Source organism: Mycolicibacterium sp. XJ2546 (assembly GCF_053483195.1).
The window spans coordinates 21,100-38,417 of sequence record NZ_JBEFRW010000026.1 but is presented as its reverse complement, the minus strand read 5'-3'; the positions used below and the strand labels follow the sequence as shown (position 1 = coordinate 38,417).

The following is a 17,318-nucleotide window of genomic DNA, read 5'->3' as shown; positions in this document are numbered from 1 at the left end:
CAATTCCCTAACCGAGCAGGCGGGCGTGATCGACCTTCAGGCAGCGGTCCATCACTACCTGCAGGCCCGCCGCCGCACCGTCGCGGGCCACCTGCTCGTGGTGCAGACCCAGCTGTAACCACAGCACCTTCGCGCCGACCGCGACGGCGTCGTCGAGCACCGCAGGCAGATGCTCGCGGCGGCGGAACACGTCGACGAGGTCGGGCACCACGGGCAGATCAGCCAGCGACGGGTACACGGGGGTGCCGTCGAGGTCGCTGATCGTCGGGTTGACCAGATACAGCTCGTAGTCGCTTGCCGACTTCAGATACGTCAACACCTCGTGGCTGGCCCTGGCCGGGTTGGCCGAGGCGCCGACGATCGCGACCGTGCGGGTCTCCCGCAGGATCTGCTCAAGATCCATCGGAACGCGCCGACCGCATCTTGGCGAACCGATCGGCCAGCTTGCTCATCCGCACCATCAGCGACGCCGTCGGGCTGGCCTGGCCGGACAGATAGGTGGCGAAGTCGGCGCTCGGCACACCGATCCGCGACGCGAACTCCTGCTGACCCAGACCGGACTTCTCCAGCAGCGCACGGATGTGGCGGGCCACCTCGGCGCGCTCGTTGGCCTCCATGTGCTCACGGGTGCGGCTGAGCACCTCCGAGAGCGCCTTGGAAACCCCGTACGGGCGGGCGGTTTCCACCACCTCCTCGACCTGGCGCGCGGTGCGGCCGAACGGGTCGCGTTTGATCGCGGCCACGATCCGCTGCCAGATCGCGAGGTCGTCGGTCTCCAGGGCCGCGCGGATGGCTGCGGTGGGCCAGAACTCCACCGGCCGGTCGTCGAACACCGGGCGCTGCGGAGCGTCGGGGGCGGTCTCACGGCTGTCGTCCCGGATCTCCGAAGTCACCGTCACCTCGCCTCCTCCAACATCGCCACGGCCACCGACAGGCAACGCTGCCTGACCCTGGCCCAATCTGCCTCCGCCTCAGGGCCCGACATTTCGATGTCGGGCTCATCGGAAGGCTGCGGGTCGGCCAGCCGGCGCACCAACTGGGTGGCGACCCATTGTTCTCTCGCCTGATCTCCAGCGTAATACCGGTCCATCCCGGCCAGTACCAGCGCGGCCGTTCGAGTGTCCAGCGCGTCGACCAGCTCGGCGAACTCCGCGTAATCCCGAGCGCTGTTACGGCACATGATCAGGTAACCCTGCAACCGCAATGTCTCAGCGCCGGTGGGGATCTGAAGCCGGTCACCGGTCGGCAGCTGAACGTTGGTGGTCTCCACCGGGCTGCGCCGCTTCAGCGGAGCGCCCTCGTATTCCGATGCCGCCTGCAGCGCGTCGAGAGCGACCGCGAGCCGGCCGCGCCACATCGTCACCGGATGCTTCGCCAGCGTCGCGGTGGCGACCTTGGTGGCGCTTCCGTTTCGATGTCCCTGATCGACGGCATCGATGGTGCGCAACATGGTGGTGACGGGTTCGCAACCGCTGAGCGCCAGCGGGTCAGCCACGGTAACCGCTTGGGGTGCAAGAGTTTTCAGCCGCGCCGCGGACTTGACCACGGTGCGCAGGTCGGATCCCGTCGGCCCGAGCGACGAGATGTCGTCGGGGATGATGACGAGATCGGGTGTCTGGACCTTGGGCAGCGGCTTCTCGAAATCCACCGACGGCAGGATCCGGTCCAGCCAACGCGGCAGCCACCAGTTCCACTCGTCGAACATCGCCATCAGCGCGGGCACCAGCACCAGCCGCACCACGGTGGCGTCGACGGCGATGGCCACCGCACACGCGACGCCGAGCTGGGCCACCAGCGGCATCCCGGCGAACGCGAACCCGGTGAACACCGCGATCATGATCAGCGCCGCGCTGGTGATGGTGCGTGCGCTGGTGCTGACGCCGTAGGCGACCGCGTCGCGGGTGTTGTGGGTCTGCAGGTAGCGCTCGCGGATCCGGGTCAGCAGAAAGATCTCGTAGTCCATCGACAGACCGAACGCGATCGCCAGCACCAGCGGCGGGATCGTGCTGTCCAGCGACGAGATCGGCTCCAAACCGAGCCCTTCCAGCCAGCCCCACTGGAACACCACGACCAGGCTGCCGTAGGCCGCCGCCACCGACAGCACGGTCATCAGCACGCCCTTGATGGCCAGCACCGGTGACCGGATTGCCACCAGCAGCATCACGAACGCGATCAGCGCCACGAACACGAACACCAGCGGCTGGGTCGCCGACACCCGGTCGTCGAAATCCTTGATCAGCGCCGTCGGCCCGCCCACGTCGATGCGGGCGCCGTCCAGGCCCGGCGTCTGCGGCAGCTCCGCGCGCATCCAGTCCACGGCGTCGCGCGCGGCCGTGCCCTCGGGGTCAACCGAGAGCACCGCCGAAAGCAGGGCATGACGGTAGTCCTCACCGAACAGCGGCGGGCTCACCGATACCACGTTGGGGCCCTGCGTCATTCGCTCCCGGATCGTGTCGAGGATGGGTTCTTTGGCCGGCGCCGACGCCGCGTTGCCGTCGGGGAAGCTCACCAGCACCCGCACCGGACCCAGCGCGCCGGGCCCCAGCGCCTCGGCCGCCGCGTTGACTCCGCCGCGAATCTCGTGGGTGGGCTCGAACTGCCGCTGCATGCTGTTGCCCAGCACCATTGAAAATGCAGGGAACGCCAGAAGCAGCAGGAACGCCGACGCGGCCAGCGCCGAGAGCCACGGCCGGCGCATCACCTGACCGGTCCAGCGCGTCCAGAACCGCGACTGGGTGGTCTCCGGCCGACGCGACCAGTGCAGGTACGACGACCGTTTGGCCGCCGCCCGCCCGAACGTCGCCAGCACGGCCGGGGTCAGCGTCGTCGACGTCAACACGGCCACCGCGACCGCAAGGATCGCGCCGGTGGCCATCGACACCAGAACCGGGGTCGCGATGAGATAGATGCCCGTCACCGAGGCGATCACCGTCAGACCGGACAGCACCACGGCCAGACCGGAGGTGGCCATGGCCGCGTCGGCGGCCTGGTCGGCGTCGCGCCCGGCGCGCAGCTCCTCGCGGAACCGCATGAGGATGAACAGCGAATAGTCGATGGCCACCGCGATGCCGAACATCGACACCGTCGACGTGACGAACACCGACATCGTGGTGACCGTCGACAGCAGGAATACCAGGCCCATGGTCACGACCACCGTGCAGATGCCGAGTAGCAGCGGCATGGCCGCGGCCGCCAGCGAGCCGAATACTGCGAGCAAGATGATCAGGACGATCGGCAGGTTCCACCGCTCGGCCTGGGCGATGTCGTGTTTGGTGGCCTGCGACGCGGCGGCACCCAGGGCGCCCTGGCCGATGACGTACAGCTTGACCTTGCCGTCGGCGATCTCGCCGGGCTCCTCACCGTCGATGCCGACCTTCTCGCGCAGCTGTTTGGCGACGTCGACGGCACCGGTGTTCTCGAAGTCCAGCTCCAGCGTGACGACGTAGGGCCGGTCGGGTTGCGGCGGTGGCTGCCCCCTCGTGGGCACCGTGGTGACGCTGGGCACTTCGGCGGCCACCTGCTCCAGGTGGGCCACCGCGATGTTCATGTCCCCATAGGAGGCGTCGGCGCGCGGTGCGGCGACCAGCGCCAACGGCGAGGCGCCCTCGTCGGGGAAGTGCTCTTCGAGCTCTTGCTGCACCCGCAGCGACTGCGAGCCCTCGACCTCGAACCCGCCGCCGGTCAGCTGGCCGCCGTGGGTCATCCCGAGGTAGATCGAGGGCACCAGAAGTAGCAGCCATACCGCGAACACCGCCCAGCGATATCTGCGCAGGGTGCCACTCAAGCGCATCATGAACTGCTGGATGGTGAACTCCCCATTTCTGCACGGCGTTTCGTAGCGTGAGCGTACCGCAGCATGTGGTATTGCGCGGTTCTGCAGACAACCTGCCAGCAACGCTTTAAGCACTTCTAATCCTGCGCCGCAGCCGACGTCGGACGGCGGTCGGTGGACCTGCTCAATTCGCGGGTCCGACGGGGCAGATGGCAGTATGTGCGCTGGCAGGTTGGCCGCGTAGTTCGTCGGCCTTGTCGTCGGGGACACCACCGCCGCCCAGCGCATGTCTTTGCGCGGCAGCGCAAACGTTTGCAAGCCGTTAGGAGTGCCCATGAGACCGACCTCTGCCGCCCTGCGCCGCAGCCTGACCGCGGTGCTTGCGGCGACCGCCGCCGCCGGCGCCGTGGTGGCTGGTACGACGCCGACGGGATCGCTGACGCCCTCGGCCACCGCTGCCGCCGATCCGTGTGCCGCCAGCGAGGTCGCCAAAACGATCGGTTCGGTCGCCACGTCGATCGGCGACTACCTCGACGAGCATCCCAAGACCAACCAGGCGTTGACCACGATCTCCAAGCAGCAGGCCGGCCCGCAGTCGCTGGGGGCGGTCAAGGCCTACTTCGATGCGAACCCGAAGGCGGCCAAGGAGATGCAGCAGTTGCAACAGCCGCTGGCCAGCCTGGCGGGCCAGTGCAAGCTGCCGCTGACCCTGCCGCAGGTGATGGGTTTGATGCAGCAGGCGCAGCAGACTCAGCAGGCGCCGGCGGGTTTGCCAGCTGAGTTGCCGTCGGCGCAAAACGTCGGGCTGCCCGGCACCTCTGCGGCGGTGCAATCACCGGCGGGGTCGTCGGTTTCGGCAGGTGAGGGCCGGCTGCCCGGCCCGCCGATCGCTGGCTTGCCGTAACCGCCGCCGACCCGAGCGCCCGCGCAGTAGGGGCCTGAACTGCGATTTCGGACTTTTCGGCGATTCGTTCACCACAAGACAGGAAAGTCGGCCGACATTCTGCTTAGCTTTTCTGCGTTGGTCCCAGTTGGTTTATGTCGGTAACCGCCTATGGTTACGGCCACTCCACACTCGACGAAGGAGCTTGTTTATGTTGCTCTCGGCCCGTTCTGCGCGACGTGCGGTAGCTGGCGCAGTCGGCACCGGCGCGATTGCCGGTGCGATGTTGTTTGGTGCTGCGACCGTGGCGCCGTCGGCTCTTGCTGAGGCGCCGCCGAACTGCACCGCGGCCGACCTGGCTGGCGTGGCGTCCGGTGTCTCGGCCGCGACGTCGGCATACCTGTTCACCCATCCCGATGTGAACTGGTTCTTCACCAGCCTCGAGGGCATGGAGCGTGAAGAGGTTCGCCCCAAGGTCACGGAATACCTGGACGCCAATCCTCAGGTGCGAGCCGAACTGACGAATATCCGTCAGCCGCTGGTCGACCTGAAGAATCGCTGCGGCGACACCAACGGTGACGGTCTCGCCGATCCGCTTCCCTAGTCCGCGTGCCGGCTGGGCCGCCCGCGCAGCAGGACAGCGCGGGCCGCACCGTGCTGATGGTCGACGACGACCCGGATGTGCTGACGTCGGTTGCGCGCGGATTGCGCCATTCCGGGTTCGACGTCCGGGTTGCGGCGAGCGGTAAAGAGGCGCTGCGGCTGTTGTCGGCCGAACCGCATGACGCGCTGGTGCTGGATGTGCAGATGCCGGAACTGGACGGTGTCGCGGTGGTGACCGCGCTGCGCGCGATGGGCAACGACATCCCGATCTGTGTGCTGTCGGCGCGCGACACCGTCAACGACCGCATCGCCGGGCTGGAGGCCGGCGCCGACGACTACCTGACCAAACCGTTCGATCTGGGCGAGTTGGTGGCCCGGCTGCACGCCCTGCTGCGCCGGTCCGGCCACTCCGAGCGGGCGTCGCATCCGATGACCGTGGGGCCGTTGACGATCGACAGCGCGCGCCGGCTGGTCTTCGTCGAAGGTGAACGCGTCGATCTCACCAAACGCGAGTTCGACCTGCTGGCCGTCCTCGCCGAGAACGCCGGCGTGGTGCTCAGCCGCCAGCGTCTGCTGGAGTTGGTCTGGGGCTACGACTTCGACGTCGACACCAACGTCGCCGACGTGTTCATCTCCTACCTGCGGCGCAAGCTCGAACGCGAAGGGCTGCCGCGGGTCATCCACACCGTTCGCGGGATCGGGTACGTGCTGCGGGACGACTCGTGAGTCCCGCGAACGGGATCTGATCCGTGCGGGTACCGAGGTTTCTGCGATCGGCGTCGCTGCGCACCCGGGTGGCGGTGGCGGCAGCGGTGGCCGCAGCCACCGTCGTCGCCGCGTTCACCGTGCTGACCTCAGTGGTACTGGCCAATAACGATGCGGCACAACTGGATCGGCGACTCGACGCGATCATCGCGGCGAGTATGCGGCCCAGCGAACTCGACGATCCGCGCCAAGGAGTGCTGACCACGGGCCGGTCGGCGTCCACCGGCCAGGTGGTGTTTCAGCGCGGGTTACAGCTGCCGCAGCTGAAGCCGGGCACCGAGACGGTGGAAGTCAACGGGGTCGAGTACCGGGTGCGCACCATCGTCGTCGAACAGCAGGGTGGGCTGCTGATGTCGGTCGGCATCCGCGCCGACAGCATCTTGTTGAGCCCGTCGCGGATTCCGTCCTACGTCGCCGTCGGTGTGGTGACGGTGTTGATCGCCGGCGGGCTGGGCTGGCTGCTCGCGGGTCCGGCGATCCGCCCGCTGCGCAAGCTCACCGAGCACACCAAGCGGCTCGGCAAGGGCACCCAGAAGCTGCCCGAGGTGCGCGGCGTGCGCGAGGCCGAGGACCTGTCGGAGGCGATGTCGGGAATGCTGCGCCGACTGGCCGCCGCCCAGGAATCGACCACCAACTCGTTGCAGGCCGCCCAGGACTTCGCCGCCAATGCCGCCCACGAACTGCGCACGCCGTTGACGGCGATGCGCGCCGATCTGAACACGCTGCGGATCCGCGACCTGCCCGCCGAGGAGCGCCAGGAGGTGGTCGACGACCTGGACCGCGCGCAGCGGCGGGTGGAGGCGATGATCACCGCGCTGGGTCAGCTGGCTTCGGGACAGCTGGCCCAACCCGAGGACCGCGAGCTCATCGACGTCACCGACCTGCTTGACCGCGTCGCGCGCGAGAACAGCCGGCCAGGCAGCACCGTCGAGATCGTCGTGCAGCCCGACGAGGGGCTCGGCGCGATCTGGGGCTGGCCCAGCGGCCTGCGGTTGGCCGTGGACAACCTGGTGCGCAACGCCGTACACCACGGGCAGGCCACCCGGATAGTGCTCACCGCGCACCGCGACGACGACGCGGTGACCATCATCGTCGACGACGACGGGCGGGGGCTGCCAGCCGAAGAGCACCAGTCGGTTCTGGGCCGGTTCGCCCGTGGCAGCACCGCCGCGCCCGGCGGCTCCGGGCTCGGGCTGGCGCTGGTCGCACAGCAGGCCAGCCTGCACGGCGGGCGCATCGAACTGTCCGACGGTCGGCTCGGCGGGTTGCGCGCGACGCTGACCGTAACGTCGTCAGCGGCGGCTGATCAGGACCGCAGCCAGGACCCGCCAGCCGAGTAGCAGCACCGCCGTCGAAATCGATGCCACCGCAATGAAACTCGGCGCTATACCGGCTGACGTGAGCTTGCGCAGCAGCATGCCCACCACGATCGTGCACAGCCACACCAGCACGCCGGTCGGCACCACCGCGACCGGTCGGCGCCACCCGAGCGACACCAGCCAGCCGACCACCGCGCCGGACAGAAACGGCCACGCCGTCTCGGCGATCCCCGCGAGGTTCAGGCCCTCGGCGTGGCTGCGCCTGCCGATCGTGCAGAACACGACCACGCACACGAGGTCGGTCGCCAGCGCGGTCAACGCGGGCCGGGTCTGCTCATCGACGACGGGCGGCATAGCGGGCTCCAATCACGCCTGGGCGGCGTCGGCAATCGCGTCGGGATCGATCTCCGACTCGGTACGGAACATGAAGAAGAACACCACCCACCCGATCACCGCGATGAACACCCAGCTGATCAGGCGGTAGATGAGCATCGCCGAAATCGCCGAGGCCAGCGTCATCCCGCTCGACACCAGGCCGGGCACCAGCACCGCCTCCACCACCAGCAGCCCGCCGGGCATCAGCGGGATCGAGCCGACCGCGCGGGCGGCGACAAAAGCCACGACCACCCCGAGCAGCGACGGCCGCTCCCCGGTGGCGTAGCAGGAGAACAACAGCGTCCCGACCCCGGTCACCAGCGTGAACATCGACCATACGAACGCGACGCCCAACTGCGGGCGGCTCAGCTTCACCGATTCGAGCTGGGCCAGCGTCTCGCGCCATTTGGCCACGCCGTTGTCGGACGGTTTGGTGCGCAGGTAGTTGACCCAGCCCAACACGCGCACCCCGATGCCGTCGAGCAGGTCCGGGCGCGACGCGACCGCCTGGGCCAACACGATAAGCAAGATGAATCCGGCCAGGGTGAAGATCAACGAGAACGGGTTCTGGCGCGCGCCGAGGAAGAATGCGCTGCCGAGCCCGAGCAGGGTCAGGCTGATGACCTGAAGCGCGCCCGACATCACCAGCTGCCAGGACGCGATGACCGGCGTCGCGCCCCAGATGCGTTGCTGCCGGTAGATGAACGTCGCTGAGAGCACTGGGCCGCCGGGCAGCGTGGTGCTCAGCGAGTTGCCGCCGTAGAACGCGGCCTGAGATCGCCACTGCCGCACCGGAACTCCCGCGGAGCGCAGCAGCTTGCGCTGGATATCGCCGAAGAAGTGCATCGAGGCCAACGCGGTGCCCACTGCCGCCAGCACCCACGCCCACTTGGCGGTGTAGAGGCTGTGCCAGGCCTTCGCGAGCTGATCCCACACCAACACCAGTTCGACCGTGAGGACGACGGCCACGACGGCGATGACGGCCCAGCGCAGCCACCAGTACTTACCGCGGGCGGAGCGCCCCTGGCTGTGGGCCTCGCTCGCCGGCGCGTCGTGCGACACGACCTACAGGGTAGAGCGTGGTGTCCGCGATTCCGGGACCACTGCAGAGTTCGGCGGGTGGTCACGATAGGCCGTTACGCTGTCGGGATGCCCGCGGGTCTGTCGGTGGATGACGAGGCGGTCAGTCCGCTGGTCCGGAAAGCCGCGGCGTGGTCGTGGCGACTGTTGGTGATCCTGGCCGCCGTCGTGGCCGTGCTCTGGGTGGTCAAACGGCTCGAGATCATCGTCGTCCCGGTCGCGTTGGCCACGATCCTGGCCGCCCTGTTGTTGCCGGCCGTGGATTACCTGCACCGGCGGGGCGCGCCGCGCGGCGGTGCGGTGGCGCTGATGCTGCTCGGCGGGTTCGCGATCGTCGGCGGGATCATGACGTTCGTCGTCAACCAGTTCATCGAGGGTGCACCGGCTCTCGTGGAACAGGTGACCCACAGCATCGACGGCGTCGGCAACTGGCTGACCGACGGCCCTCTGGGGGTCAGCGACCAGCAGATCGGCCAGCTGCAGACGGCGGCCGTGGAGGCGCTGCGCAACAACCAGGAGCGGTTGACCAGCGGTGCGCTGTCGACGGCGACGACGGTGACCGAGATCGTCACCGGCGCCCTGCTGGTGCTGTTCACGCTGATCTTCCTGTTGCACGGCGGGCGCAACATCTTCGCGTTCGTCACCAAGATCTTTCCCGAACCGGTGCGGGAGCGGGTGCGCGACGCGGGCAGGGCTGGGTTCCGTTCGCTGATCGGCTACGTCCGGGCGACGTTTCTGGTGGCGCTGGTCGACGCGGTGGGCATCGGCACCGGCCTGGCGATCATGGGGGTGCCGTTGGCGCTGCCGTTGGCGTCGCTGGTGTTTCTCGGCGCGTTCATCCCGTTGGTCGGCGCGGTGATCACCGGTTTCCTCGCGGTGATCGTGGCGCTGATCGCCAAAGGTTGGATCTACGCGCTGATCACGCTGGGCCTGATCATCGCAGTCCAGCAGTTGGAGGGCCATGTCCTGCAGCCGCTGGTGATGGGTCGGGCGGTGTCCATCCATCCGTTGGCCATCGTGTTGGCGATCGCCGGGGGCGGGGTGCTGGCCGGCATTGTCGGCGCGTTGCTCGCGGTGCCGGTGATGGCGTTCCTCAACAGCGCGGTGCGGGTGTTGACGGCGCCGGACCCCGCGGCTGAGGAGGCCGCGCTGGCGGCCGAGGATGGCGGCCGGGTCGAGGCCGATCCGGACGAGGTCCCGGTGCGCCGGCAGGAGTAGCCCGCCCGCCTTGCGCCGAGACCGACGAAAGGCGACGGCGAAAACCTTCTCACACTTTCCTGCCCGTCTGTTCCTTTGGGCGACTAGTTAGAGGCGGCCTTCGCGGCGCAGCAGATCTTGCGCGCTCATACCGCCGCCGCGGCGCTTGGGCTGCTCGTCCTCACGGGTGTCGATCTTCTCGGTGGCCTCGGGATCTCCCGAGTTCTCCGGTGGCCGTGATGTGGGGATCGCCGTCGTGGCCTCTGTGTCCTGGGCATCCTGCGAGTTGGCGCTTTCGGGCGCCGTGCCCGCCGCCGGGAACGCCGTCGTCGGCTCGTTGCCGGGCTCGGGCCGTGGTGACCGCGGCATGGCCCGGGTGGCCTCGGCCGACGGCCGCGCCCGTCCCGCAGGTGGGGGCGGCGGACCGGGCGGTGTTGCGGTGCCGCGCAACTCACCCAGCCACGATTCGATCTGACGGTCCTCCCGCGGTGCGCGGGCCGGCGGAGGTGGTGGGCTCGGCGGTTTGGCCGCCTCGCGGGCGGCGGCGGCCGCGTTGTTCACCGCGTTGCGCACGGCGTTGCGGGCCATCGCCAGCCGGGTGGTCGGCGGCTCTTCGGGTTGCTCGGGGCCAGGGATCCGCGCCGTGCCCGCGCTCGACGGAACCGCGCGCGGCGTGGTGATCCGCGTCGTCGCACCGGCGGGCGGACCCTGCGGGACCGGATGGGTGGGGTCGTGTGGTGGCCGCGCCCGCGCAGCGGGACGCGGCGGAACCGGGGCGCCCGCCCCGACCAACGCCTCTGGGTTCGCTTCCGAGTGCGGGCCGGTTTCGCGGACCGCGGGGCGTTTGCGCTCGTCGGGCAGTTCGGTTTCACCCAGCCCGAGGCGCTCCTGCAGCCGTTTCATCCACTGCGGCGCCCACCAGCAGTCGTCGCCGAGCAGCTTCATCACCGACGGCACCAGGAACATCCGGACCACGGTGGCGTCGAGCAGCAGCGCGATCAGCAGACCGAACGCCAGGTACTTCATCATCACCAGGTCGGAGAACACGAACGCGCCCGCGACCACAGCCAGCACCAGCGCGGCGCCGGTGATCAACCGGCCGGTGGTCGCGGTGCCGATCCGGATGGCCTCGGCGGTGGACATGCCACGCTCGCGGGCCTCCACCATGCGCGAGACCAGGAACACCTCGTAGTCGGTCGACAGACCCCAGATCACCGCGATGATCAACCCGATCATCGGCGCCATCAACGGCTGCGGCGTGTAGTTCATGATCCCGGATCCGTGCCCGACGACGAACATCCACGTCAGGATGCCCATCGTCGAGCCCAGCGTGAGCGCGCTCATCACCGCGGCCTTGATCGGCAGCACCACCGACCCGAACGCCAGGAACATCAGGATCGTCGTGGTGACGATCAGAAGCGTCACCATCAACGGCAGCTTGTCGAACAGGCTGTGGATGCTGTCCTGCTCCAAAGCCGGTGTGCCACCGATGGATACATCGATGCCCCGAGGCGGGGACAGCGCGCGCAGCTCGTCGATCTTCTTCGCCGCGTCGTTGCGGTTTTCCAAACCGTTCTGGATCACCCGAACCGATGGGTCCTTGGATCCGCCCTCCTGGACCGACCGCTCCTGCCACATCTTCGACCGATCCCCGTCGGGCACGATGAAGCCGGGCACCGTCATCGCCTTGCTACGCACCTCGGCGATCTGCTGATCGGTGATCGACTCGCCGTCCTCGCGTTCCATCACGATCGTCAACGGTTCGGTGCGGAAACCGGGGAAAGAGCTGTCGAAGTCCTCCTGGGCCAGGCGGACCGGGTTGTCCGGGGGCAGATACTTCTCGCTGATGCCGCCCAGGGACAGCTGACCGAGCGGAATGATCATCAAGATCATCACGATGACGATCGGCGCCGCGAAGGCGATGGGCCGCTTCATCACCCGGTTGACCAGCTTGCCCCAGAAGCCCTTCTCGACCTCGGCGCGGGTCTTGGTCTTCTGCGTCTTCTCCGCCAGCCACTCCAGGTAGACCCGCATCGGCTTCCAGTTGCGGAAGAACGGCACCCGCAGCAGCGTGCGCACGCCGAGCGCGTCGACGTTGGGGCCGAGGATGGCCAGCGCCGCGGCCAGCACGGTGATCGACAGGATCGCCGCCAGCATCACCGAGGCGATGATCGCGTAGGTGATCGACTTGAGGAAGCCCTGCGGGAACAGCAGCAGCGGCACCGAGGAGGCCACCAGGATCACCGCGGAGAACATCACGGTGCGCCCCGAGGTCATCACCGTCCGGCGCACCGCAGCCTCGGTGTCGTAGCCCTCGGCGATCTCCTCGCGGAACCGGCTGACCATGAACAGCCCGTAGTCGACGGCGATGCCGAGCCCCATCAGCGTCACCACCGGCTGAGCGAAGAAGTGCACGGGCATGAACTCGGCGAGCAGCCGCATGATGCCCAGCGCGCCGGCGATGGTCAGGCCGCCGATCAACCCGGGTAGCGCGGCGGCGACCACACCGCCGAAGACGAAGAACAGCACCACACAGACCAGTGGGATGGCGGCGATCTCGGCGCGGCGCTGGTCTTCGCCGATGCTGCCGGTCAGCTCGCTGGCCAGCGGGTTGAGGCCGGCCAACCTGATGTTGCCGTCGTTGATCTGCTGCAGATCGGGTTCGACGGCCTGGTAGTTCTTCAGGATCTCGTCGTCGGTGTCGCCTTGCAGCGGGATGCTGATGAATGTCTTGGACAGATCACTCGTCTTCATCTGCTGGACGGTCTCGCTGGCCGCATCGGGTGCGCGCAGCCAACCGACCCAGCTCACGATCTGGTCTGGATGGTCGGCGACGAAGGCGTCGAGTTCAGCGACGACGTCGCGCTGCCACTCCGGGTTGTCCACCTTCTCGCCGTCGGGCGGGGTCAGGATCGCGACGACGTGGCTGGTGCGGTCGCGGCCGTAAACCTCGTCACCGACCAGCGAGGCGTGCACGGACTCGCTGCCTTCGTCATAGAAGCCGCTTTGGGTGACGTGGTCGCCCAGGGAGATGCCGAAGACACCGCCACCAAGGCACAGCGCGACCATGACGCCGATGACGATGTATCGAAACCGATACACCGTTCGACCCCACCAGGCGAACACGTGAACTCCTTACAAGTCTGTGTAGACGACGCTGCGCATTTCAGTTGTTGACGCGCGAGGTCAGTAGCGAGGACAGCGGCCGGAACGGCTGCAGCCATGCCCCCTGCTCGGGCAGCGAATCAAGGCCGATTCGCGGTAGCGGCTCCCGGAAAACACCAGGAATGTCCTCCAGGTCGACGAACTCCAAGGTATCCGACGCTAGCGCCCAGCTGGCATGTTCGCGAAATCCGAGCACTGCCACCGGTATGCCGTCGCGGGCGATCTCCTCCAACGGTTGTTTGAACGCCTGACCGTCCGCGGAGGCCACCAGAACACCGGCCAGACCCTCGCTGCGGCGCAGCGCGATGTGGCTGAGCATGTCGACGTCGACATCGCTGTCCTCGTCGATCTTCGGTTTCGCGAAGACCGCGAAGCCAACGTTACGCAACGCTTCCACCCACGGGCGAACAACATCGGCGCTACCTGGGGCGATATTGGTGAACACGGTGGCCTCGGGTTCCAGCGAGACCTCGGGGCGGCCCGCCGACAGCTCGGCGGTGCGCGCCAGCAGCCACCGGCCCAGCGCGTCGAAGCGGGGCCGGTGCGCGGCCGTCGGCCTGCCGCCCAGGATGGAACCCAGGCCCATGTCGAGGTTGGGGGCGTCCCACACCAGCAGGACCCGGGCGGTGCCGTCCGTCGGGGCCGGTTCCGCGGCCTCGGGCGGCGCCTCCTCGGTGATCTGGATCTCCTCGGTGACGCTCATGACCGCTTCTCCCAGAGCAGCTCGGCGACAGCGCTGCCGGCGTGCTGCGCCTTGTTTTCGTACTTGGTGACCGGGCGCTGTACGGAGATCGGCAGCTGGTCCGTGGCGCTGACCCGGTGCAGCAGGGGTTCAGCGTCACCCACCTCGGCGATGTGCTCGGCGTAGCCGGCGTGGTCGGTGGCCGCGTGCAGCACCCCGCCCGGACGCAGCCGGTCGGCGATCAGCGCGACGGTCGACGGCTGCAGCAGCCGGCGCTTGTGGTGGCGGGCCTTGGGCCAGGGGTCGGGGAAGAACACCCGCACGCCGGTCAGCGAGTCGGGGCCGAACATGTGGGCCAGCACGTCGACGCCGTCGCCGCGCACCAACCGGATGTTGGACACGCCGTCGCGGTCGATTCCCGACAGCAACTGCGCCAAACCGCGCCGGTACACCTCCACGGCCACCACGTCGAGGTTCGGCTCCGCCTTGGCCATCGCCAGCGTCGAGGTGCCCGCACCGCAGCCGATCTCGACGACCACCGGCGCTCGGCGTTTGAACCACGCGTCGGTGTCCAGGCGTGGGGCGGGGCCGCCCGCGTCGCGTGCGTGGGTGCCCAGCTCCGGCCAGAGCCGGTCCCAGGTCGCCTGCTGAGCCGCGGAGAGCGTCGTACGCCGGGTCCGGAAGCTGGTGACCCGGGGATAGCGATGGTGCGCATCGGCGACATCGGGCGACGGAGCCGACCCGTCGGCGACATCGGGCGACGGAGCCGACCCGTCGGCGACATCGGGCAAATGCATCCGTCCATGTTCGCTCATGTGCGTCCGAGTACCCGCATCGTGGTGCAGATTGATATCCAACAGTTGCCTTCGGCTGGTATGTGCCCGGTTTGTCCCCAGCGCCGGGAACTGCCGCTCACCTCCTACGCGTGGCAGTGTCACCATCGACGCAGTGGCCCGCTCGGTGCGGTGCCGACGTCCGGAAGACACGACAGGGAAGGCCGCCAGATTTTCGGCATTTTCGTTGCGGCGCTGACACAGCACGCGCAGGACAGCCGCAACCCGCGGCTGCGGTCGATCATCCGGCAGCTGCGCGCGCCGTTGCGGGTGGCGGTGCGGGGCCGCCGCGGCGCCGGCGCGACGACGGTCGGTGCGGCGCTGACCGCGGGCGGCGTTGTCGTCACACCCGATCCGGCCGATGCCGACGTCGACGTCGTGGTGCTGGCCGAGGTGCTCAAACCCGAGGACACCACGTTGATCGGCGCTGCCCGGCGACCGACCGTGCTGGTGCTCAACAAAGCCGACCTCACCGGGTTCGGTGCGGGCGGCCCGCTGGCGACGGCGCATCGCCGCGCGGGCCACTACCGCGCGCTGACCGGCGTGCCGACCGTGCCGATGGTCGCGCTGCTGGGCGCGGTCGTGCTCGACGACGCAATGCTCGACGCGCTGTCGGCCATGGTGCGCGAGCCCGCGGATCTGACGTCCACCGATGCGTTTCTGCAGTGCGCGCACCCGGTGGCGATGCCGGTGCGACGACGCCTGCTCGACGCGCTGGACCGGTTCGGCATCGCCCACGCGGTGCTGGCGCTCGGCGGCGGCGCCGAACCCGCCGCGCTGCCGGGGCTGCTGCGCAGGCACAGCATGCTCGACCGCGTCGTCGCGCAGATCGACGCGGCCGGCGCCGCGCTGCGGTACCAGCGGGTGCGCTCGACGATCACCGAGTTGCGGGCGCTGGCCGCCCAGGGCGGTGACGAACGGTTGGCAGCGTTTCTAGCAGGTGACGACGCGGTCGTCGGCGCCATGGCCGCCGCCGTCGAGGTGGTCGAGGCCGCCGGCGTGCAGGTGGACCGGGCCGATGATCCAGCCGCGCACCTACGCCGCGCCGTGCAGTGGCGGCGCTACGGTAGCGGCCCGGTCACCATGCTGCACCGCGATTGCGCCGCCGACATCAGCCGCGGCTCGCTGCGTCTGCTCGGGCGGTCTCGGTGAACGATCCGATCGCGTCGGCCGATGCCGTGGTGTCGGCGATCGAACCCGCACTGAGCCCGCCCGCCGTGCGGCGTCGAGACGTGGTGGCAGTGACCGGTCCCTGGCTGGCGGGCACCACCAGCGTGGTCGCTGCGCTGCGCGAGCGCCTGCCCGAGCACACGTTTATCGAGGGTGCGGACCTGTCGGCGACCGACGCTCCGAAGGCGGTGGTGTTCGTGGTCTCCGCGGTGGCGCCGCTGACCGAATCCGACTGTGTGCTCATCGATCTGGCGACGCGCCACACCGACCTGGTGGTGGGTGCGGTGTCCAAGATCGACGCGCACCGCGACTGGCGCGACGTGCTGGCCGCCGACCGGGCGACGCTCACCGAACGGGCGCCGCGATACGTCGACGTGCCGTGGGTGGGGGTGGCCGCGGCGCCGGATCTCGGTGAGCCGCAAGTCGACGAGCTGGTGGACTTGCTGCAAAACCGGCTCGCCGATCCCGACCTGGACCGACGAAACCGGCTGCGCGCGTGGGAAACTCGGATATCCGCCGAAATCGAGCGCTACCGCGCCGACGGCGACGGCCTGGACCGGCAGGCCCGTGTCGACGCGCTGCGCGCCCAACGTGACGAGGTCGTGCGCGGTCGTCGGGTGGCCAAATCCGAGCACACCATCGCGCTGCGCAGCCAATTGCAGCAGGCCCGCCTGCAGCTCACCTACTTCGCGCGCAACCGGTGCACGTCGGTGCGCGCCGAACTGGCCGAGGACGCATCGCAGACCGGCCGGCGCGGGCTCGGTGACTTCGAGTCCTACGTGCGCAGGCGCGCCGACGACGTCGTCGCCGAGGTCGACGAGGGCGTGACCGCCCACCTGCGCGATATGGCCGCCGGACTGCAACTGCCCGCGCCACCACTGCCAGGCCCGCCGTCGACGCCGGCCCTGCCGGGGCCGCCGCTGAAGTCGCGCCGCCTGGAAACCCAGCTGATGATGATCCTCGGCGCTGGCTTCGGGCTGGGCGTGGCGCTGATGGTGACCCGGCTGTTCACCGGGCTGGCGCCGGGCCTGGCGGCCGCAGGGTTGGTAGCAGGGGGACTTGTCGGGCTGGTGGTGACGGTGTGGGTGGTGGGACTTCGTGCGCTGCTGCAGGATCGGGCGGTGCTGGACCGCTGGGTCACCGACGTGACGACCGCACTGCGTTCCGCGGTCGAGGAGCGGGTCGGCAGTCGGGTGCTGGCCGCCGAAACCGCGCTGACATCGGAGCTGCACGCCCGCGAGCAAAGCGACAGCACCGCCGCCGAGGCCCGGCTCGCCGAGATCAACGCCGAGTTGCGCGAGCATGCGATGCAGACCGCCCGCGCAGCCGCCCTGCGCGACCGGCGGTTGCCGTCACTGCAGCGGGCGCGCAACGCGGTGCGCGCCGATTCGGCGGGTGAGAAAAGCGAAAATCAGCCCGACTGAATGTTCCGAACCGCCAGGAGAGCGTTTCTGAATCGTTCTTGTGAGTTAAC

Annotated in this window: 15 protein-coding genes; 7 read left to right on the top strand and 8 right to left on the bottom strand. The window is 68.9% G+C overall.

Annotated features, from left to right (window positions below; all coding sequences use genetic code 11):
- Positions 1–7 precede the first annotated feature (7 nt).
- From ABQE44_RS25215 to ABQE44_RS25205, 3 genes are read right to left on the bottom strand one after another with little or no spacing between them, the layout of a single operon-like run.
- Entirely contained in the window at positions 8–403 is a 396-nt protein-coding gene (locus ABQE44_RS25215; RefSeq protein ID WP_448432521.1) for a CoA-binding protein, read from the bottom strand.
- Positions 393–899 (bottom strand): helix-turn-helix domain-containing protein, encoded by a 507-nt coding sequence (locus ABQE44_RS25210; RefSeq protein ID WP_448395124.1) that lies wholly within the window; start codon positions 897–899, stop codon positions 393–395. The genes ABQE44_RS25215 and ABQE44_RS25210 overlap by 11 nt, the downstream gene beginning before the upstream one ends.
- Positions 896–3,793, bottom strand: coding sequence for an MMPL family transporter (locus tag ABQE44_RS25205; protein WP_448432519.1), 2,898 nt, complete (start codon positions 3,791–3,793; stop codon positions 896–898). Before ABQE44_RS25205 ends, ABQE44_RS25210 begins: the two co-directional genes overlap by 4 nt.
- Before the next feature lie 313 nt (positions 3,794–4,106).
- Here ABQE44_RS25205 and ABQE44_RS25200 point away from each other — a divergent pair, with 313 nt between their 5' ends.
- The 4 genes from ABQE44_RS25200 to ABQE44_RS25185 all read left to right on the top strand — a co-directional run bounded on the left by ABQE44_RS25200 (position 4,107) and on the right by ABQE44_RS25185 (position 7,363).
- A complete protein-coding gene (locus ABQE44_RS25200; RefSeq protein ID WP_448395122.1) occupies positions 4,107–4,676 on the top strand; it encodes a hemophore in 570 nt (189 codons plus the stop codon).
- 190 nt (positions 4,677–4,866) lie between these two features.
- A complete protein-coding gene (locus ABQE44_RS25195) occupies positions 4,867–5,259 on the top strand; it encodes a heme-binding protein (protein ID WP_448395121.1) in 393 nt (130 codons plus the stop codon).
- Between the two features lie 56 nt (positions 5,260–5,315).
- Positions 5,316–5,984 carry a response regulator transcription factor gene (locus ABQE44_RS25190; RefSeq protein ID WP_448395166.1) on the top strand — a complete coding sequence of 223 codons (669 nt, stop codon included), beginning with the start codon at positions 5,316–5,318 and terminating at the stop codon, positions 5,982–5,984.
- Between the two features lie 23 nt (positions 5,985–6,007).
- Positions 6,008–7,363, top strand: coding sequence for a HAMP domain-containing sensor histidine kinase (locus ABQE44_RS25185; RefSeq protein WP_448432517.1), 1,356 nt, complete (start codon positions 6,008–6,010; stop codon positions 7,361–7,363).
- Here ABQE44_RS25185 and ABQE44_RS25180 read toward each other — a convergent pair.
- A complete protein-coding gene (locus ABQE44_RS25180) occupies positions 7,316–7,696 on the bottom strand; it encodes a DUF3054 domain-containing protein (protein ID WP_448395119.1) in 381 nt (126 codons plus the stop codon). The genes ABQE44_RS25185 and ABQE44_RS25180 overlap by 48 nt on opposite strands.
- 12 nt (positions 7,697–7,708) lie before the next feature.
- The gene (locus ABQE44_RS25175; protein WP_448395118.1) at positions 7,709–8,779 is read right to left on the bottom strand and encodes a lysylphosphatidylglycerol synthase transmembrane domain-containing protein; all 1,071 of its coding nucleotides are present in this window, start codon (positions 8,777–8,779) and stop codon (positions 7,709–7,711) included.
- Between the two features lie 87 nt (positions 8,780–8,866).
- Between ABQE44_RS25175 and ABQE44_RS25170 the strand changes: the two genes are divergently transcribed.
- Positions 8,867–10,015 (top strand): AI-2E family transporter, encoded by a 1,149-nt coding sequence (locus tag ABQE44_RS25170; RefSeq protein ID WP_448395117.1) that lies wholly within the window; start codon positions 8,867–8,869, stop codon positions 10,013–10,015.
- Positions 10,016–10,102: 87 nt separating this feature from the next.
- Here the strand turns inward: ABQE44_RS25170 and ABQE44_RS25165 are convergent, their stop codons facing one another.
- The 3 genes from ABQE44_RS25165 to trmB are packed head-to-tail and all read right to left on the bottom strand — an operon-like array spanning position 10,103 to position 14,656.
- Entirely contained in the window at positions 10,103–13,120 is a 3,018-nt protein-coding gene (locus tag ABQE44_RS25165; protein WP_448395116.1) for a trehalose monomycolate exporter MmpL3, read from the bottom strand.
- Between the two features lie 40 nt (positions 13,121–13,160).
- Entirely contained in the window at positions 13,161–13,862 is a 702-nt protein-coding gene (locus tag ABQE44_RS25160; RefSeq protein ID WP_448395115.1) for an NYN domain-containing protein, read from the bottom strand.
- Entirely contained in the window at positions 13,859–14,656 is a 798-nt protein-coding gene (trmB, locus tag ABQE44_RS25155; protein WP_448432515.1) for a tRNA (guanosine(46)-N7)-methyltransferase TrmB, read from the bottom strand. The genes ABQE44_RS25160 and trmB overlap by 4 nt, the downstream gene beginning before the upstream one ends.
- Positions 14,657–14,806: 150 nt before the next feature.
- Here trmB and ABQE44_RS25150 point away from each other — a divergent pair, with 150 nt between their 5' ends.
- Both ABQE44_RS25150 and ABQE44_RS25145 read left to right on the top strand, forming a co-directional pair.
- Complete coding sequence (locus tag ABQE44_RS25150) at positions 14,807–15,826, top strand: hypothetical protein (RefSeq protein WP_448432513.1); 1,020 nt, start codon at positions 14,807–14,809, stop codon at positions 15,824–15,826.
- Positions 15,823–17,268, top strand: a complete 1,446-nt coding sequence (locus tag ABQE44_RS25145; RefSeq protein ID WP_448432511.1) for a hypothetical protein — start codon at positions 15,823–15,825, stop codon at positions 17,266–17,268. Before ABQE44_RS25150 ends, ABQE44_RS25145 begins: the two co-directional genes overlap by 4 nt.
- The last annotated feature ends 50 nt before the right edge of the window (positions 17,269–17,318 follow it).

Coding starts and splice junctions, on each gene's coding strand:
- ABQE44_RS25215 (WP_448432521.1), bottom strand. CDS start 403: ATGGATCTTGAGCAGATCCTGCGGGAGACCCGCACGGTCGCGATCGTC.
- ABQE44_RS25205 (WP_448432519.1), bottom strand. CDS start 3,793: ATGATGCGCTTGAGTGGCACCCTGCGCAGATATCGCTGGGCGGTGTTC.
- ABQE44_RS25200 (WP_448395122.1), top strand. CDS start 4,107: ATGAGACCGACCTCTGCCGCCCTGCGCCGCAGCCTGACCGCGGTGCTT.
- ABQE44_RS25195 (WP_448395121.1), top strand. CDS start 4,867: ATGTTGCTCTCGGCCCGTTCTGCGCGACGTGCGGTAGCTGGCGCAGTC.
- ABQE44_RS25190 (WP_448395166.1), top strand. CDS start 5,316: ATGGTCGACGACGACCCGGATGTGCTGACGTCGGTTGCGCGCGGATTG.
- ABQE44_RS25180 (WP_448395119.1), bottom strand. CDS start 7,696: ATGCCGCCCGTCGTCGATGAGCAGACCCGGCCCGCGTTGACCGCGCTG.
- ABQE44_RS25170 (WP_448395117.1), top strand. CDS start 8,867: ATGCCCGCGGGTCTGTCGGTGGATGACGAGGCGGTCAGTCCGCTGGTC.
- ABQE44_RS25160 (WP_448395115.1), bottom strand. CDS start 13,862: ATGAGCGTCACCGAGGAGATCCAGATCACCGAGGAGGCGCCGCCCGAG.
- trmB (WP_448432515.1), bottom strand. CDS start 14,656: ATGAGCGAACATGGACGGATGCATTTGCCCGATGTCGCCGACGGGTCG.